At 52.1% G+C, this 14,994-nt stretch carries 11 protein-coding genes; 2 read left to right on the top strand and 9 right to left on the bottom strand.

The annotated features are described in order from the left end of the window. Positions 1 to 8: 8 nt before the first annotated feature. The 7 genes from SIB42_RS02000 to SIB42_RS01970 form a co-directional block, all read right to left on the bottom strand. A complete protein-coding gene (locus SIB42_RS02000; protein ID WP_067093271.1) occupies positions 9 to 1,199 on the bottom strand; it encodes a glycosyltransferase in 1,191 nt (396 codons plus the stop codon). Then, the gene (locus SIB42_RS01995) at positions 1,196 to 2,185 is read right to left on the bottom strand and encodes a hypothetical protein (RefSeq protein WP_067093270.1); all 990 of its coding nucleotides are present in this window, start codon (positions 2,183 to 2,185) and stop codon (positions 1,196 to 1,198) included. Before SIB42_RS01995 ends, SIB42_RS02000 begins: the two co-directional genes overlap by 4 nt. Beyond that, positions 2,182 to 3,594: a lipopolysaccharide biosynthesis protein gene (locus SIB42_RS01990; protein WP_067093269.1), complete on the bottom strand. Its 1,413-nt coding sequence runs from the start codon at positions 3,592 to 3,594 to the stop codon at positions 2,182 to 2,184. The genes SIB42_RS01995 and SIB42_RS01990 overlap by 4 nt, the downstream gene beginning before the upstream one ends. 127 nt (positions 3,595 to 3,721) lie before the next feature. Next, positions 3,722 to 4,411 carry a class I SAM-dependent methyltransferase gene (locus SIB42_RS01985; RefSeq protein WP_067093268.1) on the bottom strand — a complete coding sequence of 230 codons (690 nt, stop codon included), beginning with the start codon at positions 4,409 to 4,411 and terminating at the stop codon, positions 3,722 to 3,724. A 63-nt stretch (positions 4,412 to 4,474) separates the two neighbouring features. Next, positions 4,475 to 5,428, bottom strand: coding sequence for a glycosyltransferase family 2 protein (locus SIB42_RS01980; protein ID WP_067093267.1), 954 nt, complete (start codon positions 5,426 to 5,428; stop codon positions 4,475 to 4,477). After that, entirely contained in the window at positions 5,425 to 6,627 is a 1,203-nt protein-coding gene (locus SIB42_RS01975; RefSeq protein WP_067093266.1) for a glycosyltransferase family 4 protein, read from the bottom strand. Before SIB42_RS01975 ends, SIB42_RS01980 begins: the two co-directional genes overlap by 4 nt. After that, positions 6,624 to 7,676 (bottom strand): glycosyltransferase, encoded by a 1,053-nt coding sequence (locus tag SIB42_RS01970; RefSeq protein WP_231856338.1) that lies wholly within the window; start codon positions 7,674 to 7,676, stop codon positions 6,624 to 6,626. Before SIB42_RS01970 ends, SIB42_RS01975 begins: the two co-directional genes overlap by 4 nt. A 41-nt stretch (positions 7,677 to 7,717) precedes the next feature. On the opposite strand from SIB42_RS01970, the gene SIB42_RS01965 reads away from it, so the two are divergent. Next, positions 7,718 to 10,129, top strand: coding sequence for a UvrD-helicase domain-containing protein (locus SIB42_RS01965; RefSeq protein ID WP_067093265.1), 2,412 nt, complete (start codon positions 7,718 to 7,720; stop codon positions 10,127 to 10,129). Positions 10,130 to 10,281: 152 nt separating this feature from the next. Further along, a complete protein-coding gene (locus SIB42_RS01960; RefSeq protein ID WP_231856352.1) occupies positions 10,282 to 11,754 on the top strand; it encodes a glycosyltransferase family 39 protein in 1,473 nt (490 codons plus the stop codon). Here SIB42_RS01960 and selD read toward each other — a convergent pair. Together selD and galE are read right to left on the bottom strand one after the other, a co-directional pair. Next, positions 11,675 to 13,834, bottom strand: a complete 2,160-nt coding sequence (gene selD, locus SIB42_RS01955) for a selenide, water dikinase SelD (RefSeq protein ID WP_067093264.1) — start codon at positions 13,832 to 13,834, stop codon at positions 11,675 to 11,677. The genes SIB42_RS01960 and selD overlap by 80 nt on opposite strands. Then, on the bottom strand, positions 13,831 to 14,895 hold the full coding sequence (gene galE, locus SIB42_RS01950; RefSeq protein WP_067093263.1) for a UDP-glucose 4-epimerase GalE: 1,065 nt from the start codon (positions 14,893 to 14,895) through the stop codon (positions 13,831 to 13,833). The genes selD and galE overlap by 4 nt, the downstream gene beginning before the upstream one ends. Positions 14,896 to 14,994 lie beyond the last annotated feature (99 nt).

Genomic DNA, 14,994 nt, shown 5'->3' with positions numbered 1-14,994 from the left:
CTGCTCATTCAGTTCAGATCACCAGAAGTCTGGATGATTGACTGGTAGATCTCTAGTGCCCGTCTAGTGACGGCTTCGATGCTGTACCCCTGAGCTGCCCAAGCAGCCACCTCAGGTCCAGCACGCTGTGGATCGTCAAGCCAGCTCGCCAGCCAAGACTTCCAGATGCCGCTTTCTCGTGGCATGACGCTACCGAATCCAGGGGGAGCTCCTATCTGTAAATCTTCAGCGACACCAGTTTTGTCGCTAACTGCTATTGCACAACCGCAGGCCAAGGACTCAATGACTACGTTGCCAAAGTTTTCGTGGCGGCTGGGTAATAACAGCAGATCGGATGCGTTGTAAATGGAACCCAATTCTGAGGAGGGTTGTATCCCCAGGCTGCGAACTCTATTGCTTAGCCCTGATAGCGTGAGGGCCTGCAATAGGGCTGTACCGCTGCCGTCATCATCTTGGCCAACCAATAAAAGCTGCCAAGAGTAATTTCTTAGCTCGCTAAGTATCGGAGGGAGGAGATCGAGTCCTTTTTTGTGATGCTGGCGGCCGCAGATCAGTAGCAAGGGCGTCTCCAAACTGATCCCATATTTGGTCCGAAAGGCCACCCTCGCTTTTGAATTGAGCTTAAGTTCAGCAAGGTCTACTGGATTGGGCAGTAGCATACGGGGAGAGCGCAGTCCGAGACCATCCAGTTCACGCTCTTCCTGGCGCGTTGTCACGTGTAGAGCCGTCGTTCGTTGCAACCAAGGACGCTCTCGTAAGAGGTAATAAGGATATTTTTTCCACCATTTCTGCCTGCGGGAGTAGGGCCCAAGTGCACCACGTAGGCTGTGAATCAATGGAATCTTTTGTTTCCATGCTTGGCGCTGAATCGAAATTCCCAATGGCTGCCAAATGGCACTGAGATGAATAAGATCGACTTTCTTGAAAATTTGAGGAAGAGCATTTTCGAGAGCTTTTGACTGAATCGTCCCTTCGGGTCGGTCCACCGGGTAGTACGTCACTTCAACACCATTGAGCAAGACAGGCCGTCCCAATTGGTTGTGTGGCAGGCCTCGCAAACCAGCGTTGGTTGTGATCACCTTAACTTGGTGTCCTTCAGCAGCTAGACCTTCACACAGTCTGCTCACGCTCCGTACTGGGCCACCGAAGTGCCATGCCGGCGCATACACAGGAATGGCATGGGTGATCCTCAAGCTCATGATTGACAGTTCAAACCTGCTTGTTGCAGCACTTCAATGGCTCGTTGACGCGTGCTATTACTTCGAGCCCAATCAAGTGCTTTGTGTTGCATCGTGTACTCTTGATCTGGAGGTAAAATATTTATCCTTTCCAGTAAATCGTCTGCATCACTATATGCAATGCAGTTGTATCCGTCTTGGAGGCCATGGGGGGCGCATTGGATCGGTTTCTCCTTTAAATTGCGAAAGCAAGGAATAGTGCCCGCGGCTGCAATTTCATAATGGCGTAGACAATCCCAACCTCCTCTTCGACATGTGATCCCAAAACGTGCTTCGGATAAGTTCGTGCGATAGTTGTGTTCTAGCTTAAAAGCGTAACTAGTCTGACCTCCAACTCGCTCGGCTACTTCTTTATCTACGATGTGGACGGGAAATGTACTTTGCTTGGAGATAGGCTTTGAAAGAATCTTTTCTTCAGGAATTGCAAATGCGATTTTGTGCATCTTTACAGAATTTGGATTAAAGCGTGTTTTTTTCGTCCATTCTCGCTTGAAGATATGAGTCGTTGACTGTCCCAAAAGTCCTCTCATCGCAGTTCCGAATCCAAACAATCTGTAACGACTTCCGCTGTTTGGGTAATGACGTTCATCGTCATCGCCATCAAGAAAAATAAGAGTTTGTTTTTCAATGAGTGATTTCCACTGAAGTGCTAATCCCCACTGCCTCCATAAATTTGAAAAGATGACGGCATCAAAATAGCCTTCCTCTAAACGACTCCAAATCCGGCCGCGAAACGGCTCTGGCTTTGGCTCTTCTAGAAGGCCATAGAGTGTAAATCCGTTCCCTCTCAGCGTTTCGGAAGATTTATTGGTTTTGGCTTGATATAGGCACTCTTTACGAGGATAGTCAACTAGTTCAGCATCATTCAATTGTCGGATTCCATGAAGCAGAGAATCTGCAAGATAGTCTTCTCGGTCGTCAGTTAAAAACAATATTTTAACACTCATGGATTGCCTTCAGGTTGCATGTTTAACTGCTTTAGTTCCCTTAGTGTAATTCCCAGTACTATAATAATCATAGGCAGTATAATTGTCGGCGATGGTTGATTTAGCCAACATAGTGGAGTGATGACTATACTTGCTCCCATAAGAATTAAAATCCTTTTGGGATTTATATACCTTTGCCATGCTTCTATTGTATAAATCAGGATGGGAAGCCAGGAATAGCTGATTTTAGCGATGAGATATCCCTGCAACCCATATTGAGGTATTAGCCACCATCCCAGCAAGGCTGCAACGAGAGAGGATCCATTCTGACTGAATGTGAAAATACCTGTCCTTTGGCTAGCCAAAAGAGGTGTGTGAAGCATTTGACCAACAGAGTCGAGTACTGCTGCTAAGGCCAAAAGACGTGTTGGTAGAAGCGATGGAAGAAATTCGTTTCCGAAGGCCAGGCTTATTAACCGACGGTCTACACATAGATAAATGAGTAAGCTCAGTAGGCCTATAGACCAAATCAATCTGAGAGGTGATTCTGAGTTTTGGGTGCGGATTTGGTCGTTTTCTAAATATCGTAGTTTGAGAAAGAGCAATGGCGCTAATGCTCCAGGCAACATGTTAAAAATCTGAACCATCAGTTGCCCTATTCGTAAGTATCCCACATCTGTGATTGCTGCACTATTTGCCACTTCTGCGAGTAATGGAAGAAAGACCAATGAATTCAGTGCGTTTGTTCCATATAAGGGGAGTCCACTTTTAACTAGCTGCCACATTTGCCTCCAGGACGTCTTTTGGAGAAGTTCAGGCTTCCAAAATGATCTGCAGCGGTTTCGGAGCCAGGCTGTTTGTGCGCCGCTCATCATTCCGTAACCGATTAAGGCTCCACTCACTCCATACAAACCAGCTCCTACTGCTGCTGAAAGGAGTTTTAAAGGAGCAAAAAATCCTTGCCTAAGTGCTACCAAGCGAGTCTGGCCATGAACAATAAAAAGATCCCAGGACAGACCGCCTAAGCTTTCAAAGACACAAATGAGTAGCAAAAATAATGTTAATGTAGCCCGTGATATTGTAAGTGTATTTGGCAGAAGTCCCTTGAAAGGAATAACCCAAATAAAAAGAAATACCAGCAGAATAGGAGTGACAAGCTCCACGTAGCGTATCGCTACTTTGGTATCACTTTCAGGATTTATGTTATCTTTTTCACTCAATTTGCATTGTAAACCATAGTCAACTCCGCCTCTAGCGGCGATTTCGAAGGCTTGGCTGCTGCTAAGTATCAATCCAAAGAGTCCAAGACCGTTTGGGCCTAATATTCTGCTGATAATAAGATTAAGTAGAAAGTTAGCTCCTCTTCCAGCCAGTGCCCCACTGAAGAGATGAAGTACCCCTTTTTTGATGGGAGGTGGCCCTAGTGTCATCGGCTTATATTCTTCATACGTTGTTTGGGCTTGTTTAAACTTGGTGATAGTTTATTGAAATGAGGCTCCATAGAGGGCTTCCTATATCCATCTATGAAAGTGAAATGCTCGCGTAGTGATTGTTTTTTCATGGCTCTATCTTCTCAAAGATGAAGACACTTCCCATGCTCCATAGTTGGTATGAGCTAACTTGTCTTATAAGCCAGAGGCTAGGCTGGAAAAGCTTGTTTTTGGCTCTCAGTGGCCTGTGCCATTCCTCTTTTAAAACGAAGCCATGCTTTTTGGATATTTCGCTAAGAATATGTCGCGCTTTGGTAGTGTTAATCAAATACTGATGCTTGAATCCCACGGGTAATTTTATTAGATCTAGCGAGTGTGCAGGATGTTCTTTGCCAAGCATGAAGTTTAAACGGTCGGCCAGAAAAAGTTCGTTGGGCAAGCTTACTAGGACATAATTGTTCGCTTGTGGCAGGGAGAATTCAAATAATTCTGTGAACTTAGGAGTATGTTCAAGTACGTCAAGCATTAAAACAGCGTCTGCTTTTTTGCTTCGTTGAAGTGTCGTCTTTAGATAGTCCGGCTGGCTATAGATTATCCTCGGATCTTCTGTGTTTTGCTTGTAAATTGATGCATTGCTGAGATCAATTCCTCGATAGTTGCATTCTTTAGGTATTAGATCGCCAACAATGCCATCTCCGCAACCAATATCTAGTATTGAGTTGATTCCAGTTAGGGTTGGTAGTATTTGTGTGGCGATTAATGATGCCAAGCGTGCATCTGAGCGATGTGGAAGGAGTTTGGCTTTGTTCTTTCTCATTGAATACACATTCTCGATGGTTGATTGGCGTCGATCAGCGGCACACGAGCTCCTTGTGACAGGTCATTTTCGCAGGCGCCTTGGAATTGATTGAAGCAAAGACATTGTCGTATGACGTAATCCGGCAGCAGTTCTAATACTTGGTAATCCCTTTATCAAGGGGCTAGTTCCACGGAGAGGGATTTGTTTGATCAGATTCCAAAGTTGATGCTGCATCACTCTTGCCGCCCATTGATGGCGGCGTGGTTCCTCGGTCAACAAGGGATGGGAACGCAGGTAGCGCACTACTTCAGCAACCTCTCTAAGTTCATGGCCGGAGCGCCGGTTGCTGTTCGAGAGCTGAGCTGCATGGGTTCGAATGGATGCCATCGGCAAACGGTTGAGTACTACTGGGCCTTGTTCGGCGGCGCGAACCAGCCACTCCCAGTCCGCTGCATGCCTCCAATCCTCTCGGAATTCTCCTGTGGCTTGCCAAAGGCTCCGAGAGAACGCCATTCCAGTGAGATTGCCGTTAAGGCTACCCAGCTCCAAAAGTGCTGGTATCAGTTGCTCAGGAGTGATCAGGGCTGTAGATCTGCTGACTTGATCGTGGTGCCAAGCACTGTCTGATGGTCTCGGGCTGCCATCGCTGTTGATGGAGTCAGATGTGGAGAGGATCAGGCCAGCCTCCGGCCAGCGCCGCCAACACTCCTGGATGGTTGTTAATGCTGTGGGGTGTAAGTAGTCGTCGCTACACAGCAACAGTGCCCATTCGCTGTCTATCTCCTGAATAGCTTTGTTCAAGTTGGCGAAAAGTCCGAGGTTCTGCGGGCGCCTTATCCAATCAATGCGTTCGTTGTTATTCGTGTTAATCCAGCCTTGCAATAGGGACTGTGTTTGCTGATCGGAGCCATCGTCCGCCACGAGTAAATGCCACTGGGGACTCTCCTGTTGCAGTACGCTGTTCAGTGCCTCCATTAGTAACTCTGGGCGTCCATATACAGGCAGAACTATTGAGATGTGCTCCGAGGTAATCATCTTTGCTGCAGCAGGTTTTTGTAGTGCGAGATGGCGCGCTCGCCATAGTCGCTCCAGCTCAACTTGCTGTTGGCGAGTTCCAGGGCAGCTTCGCGCATACGCTCCCAAAGTAGAGGCTCGTTGTATAGCCGCTGAAGACATCGAGCTATGGCATCCGGCCGATGGATTGGTATGACAAAACCGGCAGGGAATTGCTGAATGTCCTGATCGTTGTCCTTGCTTTGGGATCCCTGGATTCGCAGCAAATCCTCTCCACCGGTGTTGGTGGTACAGATCAGTGGAAGGCCGCAGGCCAGGGCCTGCATCTGGACCATGGCCATCCCTTCTTCGATTGATGCAATTACAAAGCAATGGGCTTGTTGGTAGTGCATGACCAGTTCCTTCTGAGGGCGATGCCCCAGTTGCCTGATGCAAGGAGGTTTTCGTTTGAGAAGGTCCTCGAGTTCCGAGCTTTGTCCACCGAGCAAGGTAAGGCTGGCGTCTGGAAGGTTTGCGGTTTGGAATGCAGTGATTAAGTCGGGAATACCTTTGCGTACCGACAGCGAGCCGGCGTAGATCGCTTTTAGCCCCATCTGTTTGGGTGCGGCTGGCGGCAATGCTGAAGGTTTGAACTTCTCAAGGTTCACGCCCAAGGCATTGCGGAATAAAACAGCTGAGTTTTGGTGACGGGCGATAAAGCTGCGTTCTACAAAAAGGCTTGGTACTGCGATGGCAGTGCAGAGGTTGTATTCGCGCAGCTCCATGGCTTCGATCCTTGGATGAGTCGCGGGCCAGTGCAGGCCTAATCGCCGATGTTCTTCCGTTAACAGCCGACTCTGTTCGAGGATGTGGGCAGAGGAGCGCTCCAGCACGGTAGGAATTTGGTTCTGTTGAGCCCAGCGGAGGCTGGGCTCGCTCCATTGCGACCACCCGTGAATCAGTTCACTGCCTTCCAGGTAGTGAACGGCGCGCTTTGCAAACCAGTTGTGCACCCACCATTGGCAGCGCATCATCAGAGCCTCCCCGCCGATTTTGTAGATCGCTTTGACGACCCAAAAGGTGAGGGGCAAGCTCACTACTTTTTCTGGAGGGATGCCCCAGCGTGTGACAAACCAACGGGGGTAGTTGGTGATCAATCGCTGCAAATGACCATGGGAGTGCAGCTGCTGTGCCAAATCAAAGGCATGCCATCGACCACCCACCACGATGGTTATCTTCATCGGCTACATCCTTTTTGTTCAGACCACTGGAGCATGGTTTGCAGGCGAGCGGCGTAAGTGTTTCCTGGTTTGCGCATTGCTTCTGATCCCAACTTTCGCAGTTGATCACGCAAGCTCGGGTGGGCCATTAAGTGCTGGACTCTTTCCCGTAGTTGCTTTGGAGTCTTAAAGAAGCCTTCGTTCGGATACTTGGGAAGTAGTTCGCGATGTTCGTGGGAATCTTGGTATAGGCCACAACCACCGATTGCTCCAATCTCATAGGAACGGTCAGTGGAGCGGTCTCGATTGGCTTTTCGAAGCAGACCCAGCACGATGTCAGCATTTTGAATGACACTGCAGTAGCCCTCTCCTGTAACCGCCGATTGTTTCTCCCAACCTGGGGTATCAAACCTCTCCCAGTTGTTTCCGTGGATGCGTCGCACTACCCCTGGCAAATCCTCTAGTGCTGCTAACCAGGCGAGCCGCTCTTCAGCGCCCGTGCCGACAAATACAATCACTGGATTATTAGTATTTAAACTTCTCTGAACTGCCTGATGCAGGATTGGATCGTAAGCGAAGGGCAGCCAGCTTGTGGAAGGTGTTCCCGCATTCTCTAGCCTCCTTCTCAGAGCTTTTTTCGTGCTGAAAATATGGTCGTATAACGGGAGATTGCGCAAAAAGCTACGGCGACGATGTATTGGGTTCCAGGGATCATCGGTGAGGTAATTGACAACATGACCTCCGTGGTTGTGGATCTCTTCAAAGATCCTTCTTCTTATCGGCAGCACTCCCGTAATTAAGACCAGTCTTGGCTTGAACTGGTGGATTTGATTGAGTAGCTCATGCTGAAATTTCCACCACTCCCAACTTCGGCGATCAGCAAGGCGGAAGAAGATTTTTCCTCTTAGGCGTTGCATGGAGGGCGAGTAAGCAGCCGCTGGTGAGGTGTAGGTAACCCGAACATCTCTTTCGGGCTGAAGTCCAAGACTTGCTGCGCCGTTCATTAGCTTGCTTCCAAGAGCCTCCGGGACACTCGTGTCGGCGATCAGGAGCAATGGAAGCTGCTGCACAACTCGTCGTGTTTGCTTGGTTTGCTCGATAGTCTCCTCCCATGAGCTTTCTTGCCGGACTGAACGACGCCCAACGCCGGGCGGTCGACCATCATGAAGGGCCCCTTCTGGTTGTTGCCGGTGCGGGTAGTGGCAAGACTCGTGCACTCACTCACCGAATCGCCCATCTGATCGGTGAACACGGTGCTGATCCATCCCAGATCCTTGCTGTGACTTTTACGAACAAGGCGGCCAGGGAGATGAAGGAGCGACTGGAGTTGTTGCTCGCTCACCGTCTGGCGCAGAGTCAGTTCGGGCAGCCTTGGAGCACTTTGCCGCCAGTGGAGCAGCGTCAGCTGAGGTCGAGGATCTATCGCGAGGTGACCAAGGAGCTGTGGATCGGCACCTTCCATGCTTTGTTTGCGCGCATGTTGCGTTACGACATCGACAAGTTCAAAGACAAAGAGGGACTCACTTGGACGAAGCAGTTCTCGATCTACGACGAGGCCGACGCGCAGAGCCTTGTGAAGGAGATCGTGACCCAGGAACTGCAGCTTGATCCAAAGCGCTTTGAGCCTAAAAAGGTGCGCTGGGCCATCAGCAACGCCAAAAATCAGGGCTGGCTTCCGGACCAGATGGAAGCCCATTCTGAAGGGCAGCGAGGAAAACTTGCAGCGGATGTTTATCGCCGCTACCGCAAGGCACTGGCTGCCAACAATGCTCTTGACTTCGATGATCTGCTGCTGCTTCCGGTGCAGCTACTTCAGCAGAACGAGCAGGTACGCAGCTACTGGCATCGTCGCTTCGCGCATGTGCTTGTGGATGAATATCAAGACACCAATCGCACCCAGTACGACCTGATCAAGCTGCTGGTGACCGACGGCAAAGATCCCCAGAGTTACGACAACTGGTCAGGGCGTTCGGTCTTTGTGGTGGGAGATGCAGATCAGAGTATTTACAGCTTCCGAGCCGCCGACTTCACAATCCTGATGGGCTTTCAGGATGACTTCGGCGACCAGGCGCCTGACGACGCCACACGCACGATGGTGAAGTTAGAGGAGAACTACCGCTCCACCGCCACGATTCTGGAAGCGGCCAATGCTCTGATCGCCAATAACAGCGAGCGTATCGATAAAGTGCTGCGGCCCACGCGCGGCGCAGGGGAGCTGATTTCGCTCACCCGTTGTGATGACGAGATTGCAGAGGCAGAAGCCGTGGTTCATCGTCTTCGCATGATGGAAGCGGCCAACCCCGAGCTCAGCTGGGGTGATATGGCCTGTCTTTATCGCACCAACGCTCAGTCGCGGGCACTCGAAGAATCCCTGGTGCGCTGGCGGATCCCCTACGTGGTGGTTGGAGGGCTGCGCTTTTATGACCGGCGCGAGATCAAGGATGTGCTGGGCTATCTGCGCCTGATGATCAACCCGGCTGACACCGTCAGTCTCCTGCGGGTGATCAATGTGCCCAAACGCGGCATTGGTAAGACCACGATCCAGCGGCTCACGGATGCGGCCAATCAGCTGGGAATTCCGCTCTGGGAAGTGGTGAGTGATCCTGAAGCGGTGCGCTCCTTGGGAGGCCGTTCCGCCAAAGGGCTGTTGCAGTTTTGTGAGCTAATCAACGGCCTGCGCGAGCGCGTTCACAACATGGCGCCTTCGGAGCTGATTCAGCAGGTGATGGAGCAGAGCGGCTATGTGAGCGAGCTGATCACCGAGGGCACGGATGAAGCCGAAGAGCGCCGGCGCAACCTGCAGGAGTTGGTCAATGCTGGTTTTCAGTATCAGGAAGAAAACGATGAGGGTGATCTTGAGGGTTTCCTGGCTTCGGCAGCCCTTGCGAGCGATGCCGACAGCAAAGACACAGCGGCTGACCGGGTCACGCTGATGACGCTGCACAGCAGTAAGGGCCTGGAGTTTCCTGTCGTCTGTCTGGTGGGAATGGAGCAGGGGCTCTTCCCCAGCTATCGATCGCTCGATGATCCCGCTTCTCTGGAAGAGGAACGACGCCTTTGTTATGTGGGTATTACCCGAGCCAAAGAACGGTTATTTCTCTCCCATGCCAGCGAGCGTCGTCTGTGGGGCGGCATGCGCGAGCCTGCAGTGCCGAGTGTTTTTCTCTCCGAACTGCCTGAAGGGCTTGTGCAGGGCGAGATTCCTCGCTCCGGTGGAGCAGCCATCCGCCGTGAACAGCGCTTGGATCGGCTGACCCGTGTTGATCGCAACGACGCCAGGTCTGTGAGCAGTGGCGACGCAATCGGCCAGCCTTCCAATGCCGTGCGGAGACGTCAGGCTGGGCCGGCACCGGGGAAGAGCTGGAGTGTGGGAGACCGCGTGATGCATAGCAGTTTCGGAGAAGGCGAGGTGACTCACATTTTTGGCAGTGGTGAAAAAGTTTCAATCGCCGTTAAATTTCCTGGAATTGGTGCCAAGATTCTTGATCCAAGATTGGCTCCAATTAAGCCATTGCAGGCTTAACCTGTTGAATTTGACCTATGGGATGAATTTATTGTATTTCTGGATTTAGTTTTTAGTCATGCTGAAACTTTTGATTAGAGATGTTTCCATTTTCTTGTTGTAGGAAGAACGAATTTGTGAGTTTTTGGGGTCGTTTCTGGCCATGGCTATTGGTGACTTTCGTGTGTGCTGCGTTTGCCTTCAAGGCTTTGTTTCTTGTTGACGCCACAAGCTTATGGATTGATGAGCTTTCCAGTGCTGGTAAGAGTTTTCAGTCTGATTATTCTGGCTTAGTTGCCTGGCTTCGTCGGGATACTCACCCGCCTTTTTATTACACACTCCTTTGGTTTTGGGGTGGAGTGGCTGGCAAAACCTCAGTAAGTCTGAGGCTTTTTTCCTGGTTGGCCTATGCCCTGGGTGGAGTTCTAGTCATATGGCAGGCCGGGTCACTGGCGCTCCGTGATGTTCGCGGAAAAGCGATGGCTTGCTCTGCATTGCTGTTCTTTTGCAGCCCATATCCGGTACGCTTTGCCATAGAAGGCAAGAGTTATGCATTTCTTGTTTTATTGATTGCTCTAGGCTGGTTTTTACGCAGCCGCTGTATTCGTCAACAGAGTTACCTTCTTGGTTTCTTGGGTTATGGATTTGTAGTGGCTGCTGCTTCCTTGACGCACTTCTATGGGTTGTTCATATTTTTTGCTGCAGGAGTTTGGGATGTTTGGCGACGACGCTGGCGTCTTGGAAGTGTTGTTTTTATCGCTCTTGTTCCTTCATTTGCTTGGGTAATTTATGCCTCATCATATTTGTTTGGTTCCAGTGCAGGCGCTTGGATAGGCCGTCCTGATTTTGCTTTGTTTGAAGACACTTTGGCCAGGGCAATTGGTCCTTGGCCGTTGCCAAAGTTGGTACTTTTTTTCTTGGTTCTATTGGGTTTGCGCCGCTGGGGTGTCAAGCATGTGTCTCATGGTTTCAAGAATCAAAGCTTCAATCGTTTCGCCTTGATGGATGTCTGTGGGCTGACAGCTTCAGCGATCATGGTGGTGGGCTTGGTGGCGATCTCATTCTTCAAGCCGATGGCTTTCAGCCGTTATTTCGTTGTACTTTTGCCAGCCGTTATTCCTTGGCTTGCAGTGACTGGAGCCCAGCTCCACTTAAATCGACGAGGAAGCAAAGTGGTTGTGTTGCTCTCAGTCATCGTGTTACTTCTCTGGTGGCAGCAGTCTTTCCTTGGGATCAACGGAGTTTTGGGAGGCAGTCGCGAGTCGGATAATTTCCGTGCCGTTAGCCTGTTAACAGCTGGTCAGCAAGAGCGATACAGCCCCAGGCCGCGTTTGTTGCAGTTCAGTGATCAGGTGCAGTTGGCATCAGGTCGTATAGCTGTTTACCCAGCTCCTTGGGGTGGACCTTACGACTTGAATCGCCGTCTACAGCAACGGCCACTGCCTACGGAAGTGTGGCTCGCAACCAGCGGACCTGAGCAGATGCTTCAAAAGGGATTGCTGCCATTGGAAACAGAGGCTGCTCAAGCCGGCCTCTCCTGTGAAGCCTTGGATGCTTCCCCAGCATTCACGCGTGTGTTGCGGTGCCGATTAACCACCACCCATCAGGACGTTTCGTTAGAAGATCTTCCGCCATTCCAGCATTAACGCTGATCAGCAGTGGTCCACAGGTCTGGGGGTCAATGAGCAACTCAGCGATTGCTCGCTGATGGTCCTGGTTGGCTTGAATCCCGCTGAAGTCCAGCTTCACTCTCGTGGTTAACAGCTGCCAAGCATTACGGTTGGCAGGCGCAATGCTGCTGGCGTAACCCGCTTCCAGAAGTTCCAGGGCGCCTGGCAAAGCAGGAATACGTTCCGCATTGATTTCTACGTCAAGTGATTGATCGTGTTCGTCGTTTTCGGGCAGCATTTCTCCCAGGTGACCCAGTAAGCCGAATCCGGTGATGTCGGTAGCTGCATGTAGTCCGCCAGGGTGTTGTCTCTCAAGGTCTCTCAATTGGTCGACAAGGTTTTGCTGGCTTGTGGCCATCTGCGTTAGCGCTTGATCCAGATCCTTTGGTTTGCAAGCTCCGGCCATTGCAGCTGCGAACAGCACTCCGGTGCCAAGTCGTCGGCTCAAAAGAAGCTGATCACCAATTTGGATGGTCTTTTTGGACCAGATTTCCCCTTCTGGGCTCCCTTGGATCGTGAGTGCAGCGTGCACGCCCATGCTCACGGGGCTGTCTGAAGGGCTGCGGGACTCAAGGGTGTGACCGCCGATCAGCAGGGCTTCCTGAGGTTCCAGAGCCGAGCGGATTCCTGCGAGTGTTTGGCTTAGTAGGTGTTGCTGAAGAGGTCCCTTAGCCAGTGGCAAGGTGATCACCGCTTGAGCGGACTGCACTTTCGCTCCGCAAGCCCAGAGGTCGGAGCTGGCGTGCAGTGCTGTCAGTCGCCCATTAAGCCAGGGATCACTGACCAAAGCAGGGAATCCGTCCACACTCTGGAGGACAGGTCTGTTGTTCTCACTTCGCGCTTTGGGCAGCTCTGCTGCATCTTCAGGAGCAGTCGCGAGTTGTCCGACACCAGCATCGGAGAGTGCTTTCGTCAGCTCCTTTGCAGGCAGTTTGGCTGCACAGCCGCGGCAGAGCATCGTTCCTGTATATGAATCAACGACTGTTGGTATTGCGGCCATTGCCTTGGTCTTAAAAAGCCGCATAAATCTGCGATCGATTCGCTCTTTCAAGCTCCAAAGGAGGCGATGGGGACCAATCTGCAGTGGTCCCCAGACTGCCCACGCCGTGGGCTGCATGGCGGAATTAAAACCGCCTACGAGTTGTAGTGCTCTGTGTTGTGGGCGCCAGGGGCGTAGGGGCTGCTGTCTGCAGATGGCTTCCAGATTGCGGGCCAGAATTGCAGCAGCCTGAACGGCCCAGACGCCGGAGGCGGGCCGAGGGTGGGCTCCAATCACTCCACAGTCTCCAGCTGCAAAAAGACCAGGGTGTTCCAGCACCTGTAGCGATGTGTCTGTCAGCACCCGGCCATCCACATTCACTGGCAAACCGCTTGTTTCCAGCCAATCAGGTGCGCGACTGCCGGTGCAGCGCAATTTAAGTGAGGGAATTTTGCTGTTCGGCTTGCTGGGGGTGGGGTGTTCGCTTTGGTCGATTTGGACGAGAGCGATGTTGAGTGCTTTTTTAAAGCGGTGTGAAAGGCGTCCTGGTCGAGCGCTCAACGCCACTGGACAGCTCGGCCAACGATGACGCAGTGCTAAGGCCAGTTCGATCGCTGCGAGCCCTGAGCCCACAATTTCAATTGGGTGATCGTGATTTACCGATTGCCTTTGCTCCAGAGCTATCAGGGCATGCTCCAAAGGCTTAATGGGTACATCGTCCAGATGGCCCTTGTCACTGCCTGGGGTCACGCAACCGAGGTTGAGACTGAGCCATTCGAAGTGGAGGGCAGGGCGATCAAGCAGACCCAGATGGCGGCGTTGCAGGTCGATTCCGGTGATTTCTGCCTGGACAAAGGCCACTCCGGCTTGATCGGCTAGTCGCCGGAGGTCTATCGCGAGTTCATCGCGGCTGTATAGCCCGGCCACCAAGCCGGGAACCATGCCTGAATAAAGGGCGGTGCTCGTTCTGCTCACCAGCGTTATCAGGGTTTTTGGGCGATTTCTGGGCTGCATGGCCCAGCGGCGTAGGACCAGCGCATGGCTATGCCCACCACCGGCCAGCACGAGACCGCTCATCCTTGATCGCCGTAGCCTGCTGGATTGGCCGACTGCCAGGCCCAGCCATCGCGGCAGATGTCGTCTAGGCCGTGTTTGGTTTGCCAGCCGAGACGTTGAAGAGCCAGGGAGGGATCGGCAACCGTGATGGCCGCATCTCCTGAGCGGCGGGCCACTACTTTGTAGGGCACTTTGCGGCCGCTAGCGCGTTCAAAGGCGTGCACCACCTCCAGAACAGACGCGCCCTGGCCACTGCCTAGATTAAGGGTGAGTAGCTGAGCTGGTTCAGCGAGCAGGCAGCTGAGGGCTGCGCGGTGTCCTTCCGCCAGATCCATCACATGGATGTAATCACGAACACCGGTGCCGTCTTTGGTAGGCCAGTCGCCTCCAAAGACGTTGAGATATTCCCGTTTTCCTACAGCCACCTGACTTACAAAGGGGAACAGGTTGTTGGGAGTACCAAGCGGATCTTCTCCAATTTCCCCGCTGGGGTGGGCTCCCACGGGATTGAAATAACGCAGGCAGGCAATGCGCCATTGATTGGGAGCACTGGCAGATAGATCGTGCAGCATTTGTTCAACCGCTGCCTTGGAATGTCCGTAGGGGTTAATTGGCTGAGTGGTCGCTGTCTCCGGGATCGGTACGCATTCTGGGTAGCCGTAGAGCGTGGCGCTGCTGCTGAACACCAGTGTGTGGCAGTCATGCGCCTCCATCACAGCCAGCAAACATCTGCTGCCAGTCAGATTCACATCCCAGTAGCGCAGCGGTTCACGCACCGATTCACCGACGGCCTTCAGCCCGGCGAAGTGGATCACAGCATCAATAGGCGCGGCCTTTGAAGCTGCCTTGGCAAACAGATCATCAAGGCCGGCCTGATCGCGGATGTCTCCGTGTTGAACCTGCAGGCGGGCTTGGGCTGTCAGGACATCAAGCTCTGCAAGTGAAGACACCCTCTCTAGGGCGAGTGGGGTGCTGTTGCTGAAGTCGTCGAGCACCAGTAAGTCGTGGCCTGCCTTTAAGAGCACGACACAGGTGTGACTACCAATGAATCCAGCCCCGCCTGTGATTAGCAGCCGTGCCATGGATCACGTTCCTTAACCAACCGAATCTATTGGCGATGAATCAAAGCCAATGGGAGTGTGTGGAAGTGGATTCCTCTTTGGCTGCGATGCATCAGCCAA

The sequence above is a fragment of the Synechococcus sp. MIT S9508 genome (assembly GCF_047303045.1).
Taxonomy (GTDB): Bacteria; Cyanobacteriota; Cyanobacteriia; order PCC-6307; family Cyanobiaceae; genus Synechococcus_C.
Note: the sequence above shows the minus strand (reverse complement) of the source record. Positions and strands in the feature narration are given on the sequence as shown.

Excerpts from the sequence above, each read along its gene's own strand:
- SIB42_RS02000 (WP_067093271.1), bottom strand. The coding sequence starts at position 1,199 with ATGAGCTTGAGGATCACCCATGCCATTCCTGTGTATGCGCCGGCATGG.
- selD (WP_067093264.1), bottom strand. The coding sequence starts at position 13,834 with ATGAGCGGTCTCGTGCTGGCCGGTGGTGGGCATAGCCATGCGCTGGTC.
- SIB42_RS01990 (WP_067093269.1), bottom strand. The coding sequence starts at position 3,594 with ATGACACTAGGGCCACCTCCCATCAAAAAAGGGGTACTTCATCTCTTC.
- SIB42_RS01975 (WP_067093266.1), bottom strand. The coding sequence starts at position 6,627 with ATGAAGATAACCATCGTGGTGGGTGGTCGATGGCATGCCTTTGATTTG.
- SIB42_RS01995 (WP_067093270.1), bottom strand. The coding sequence starts at position 2,185 with ATGAGTGTTAAAATATTGTTTTTAACTGACGACCGAGAAGACTATCTT.
- SIB42_RS01965 (WP_067093265.1), top strand. The coding sequence starts at position 7,718 with ATGAGCTTTCTTGCCGGACTGAACGACGCCCAACGCCGGGCGGTCGAC.
- SIB42_RS01980 (WP_067093267.1), bottom strand. The coding sequence starts at position 5,428 with ATGATTACCTCGGAGCACATCTCAATAGTTCTGCCTGTATATGGACGC.
- SIB42_RS01985 (WP_067093268.1), bottom strand. The coding sequence starts at position 4,411 with ATGAGAAAGAACAAAGCCAAACTCCTTCCACATCGCTCAGATGCACGC.
- galE (WP_067093263.1), bottom strand. The coding sequence starts at position 14,895 with ATGGCACGGCTGCTAATCACAGGCGGGGCTGGATTCATTGGTAGTCAC.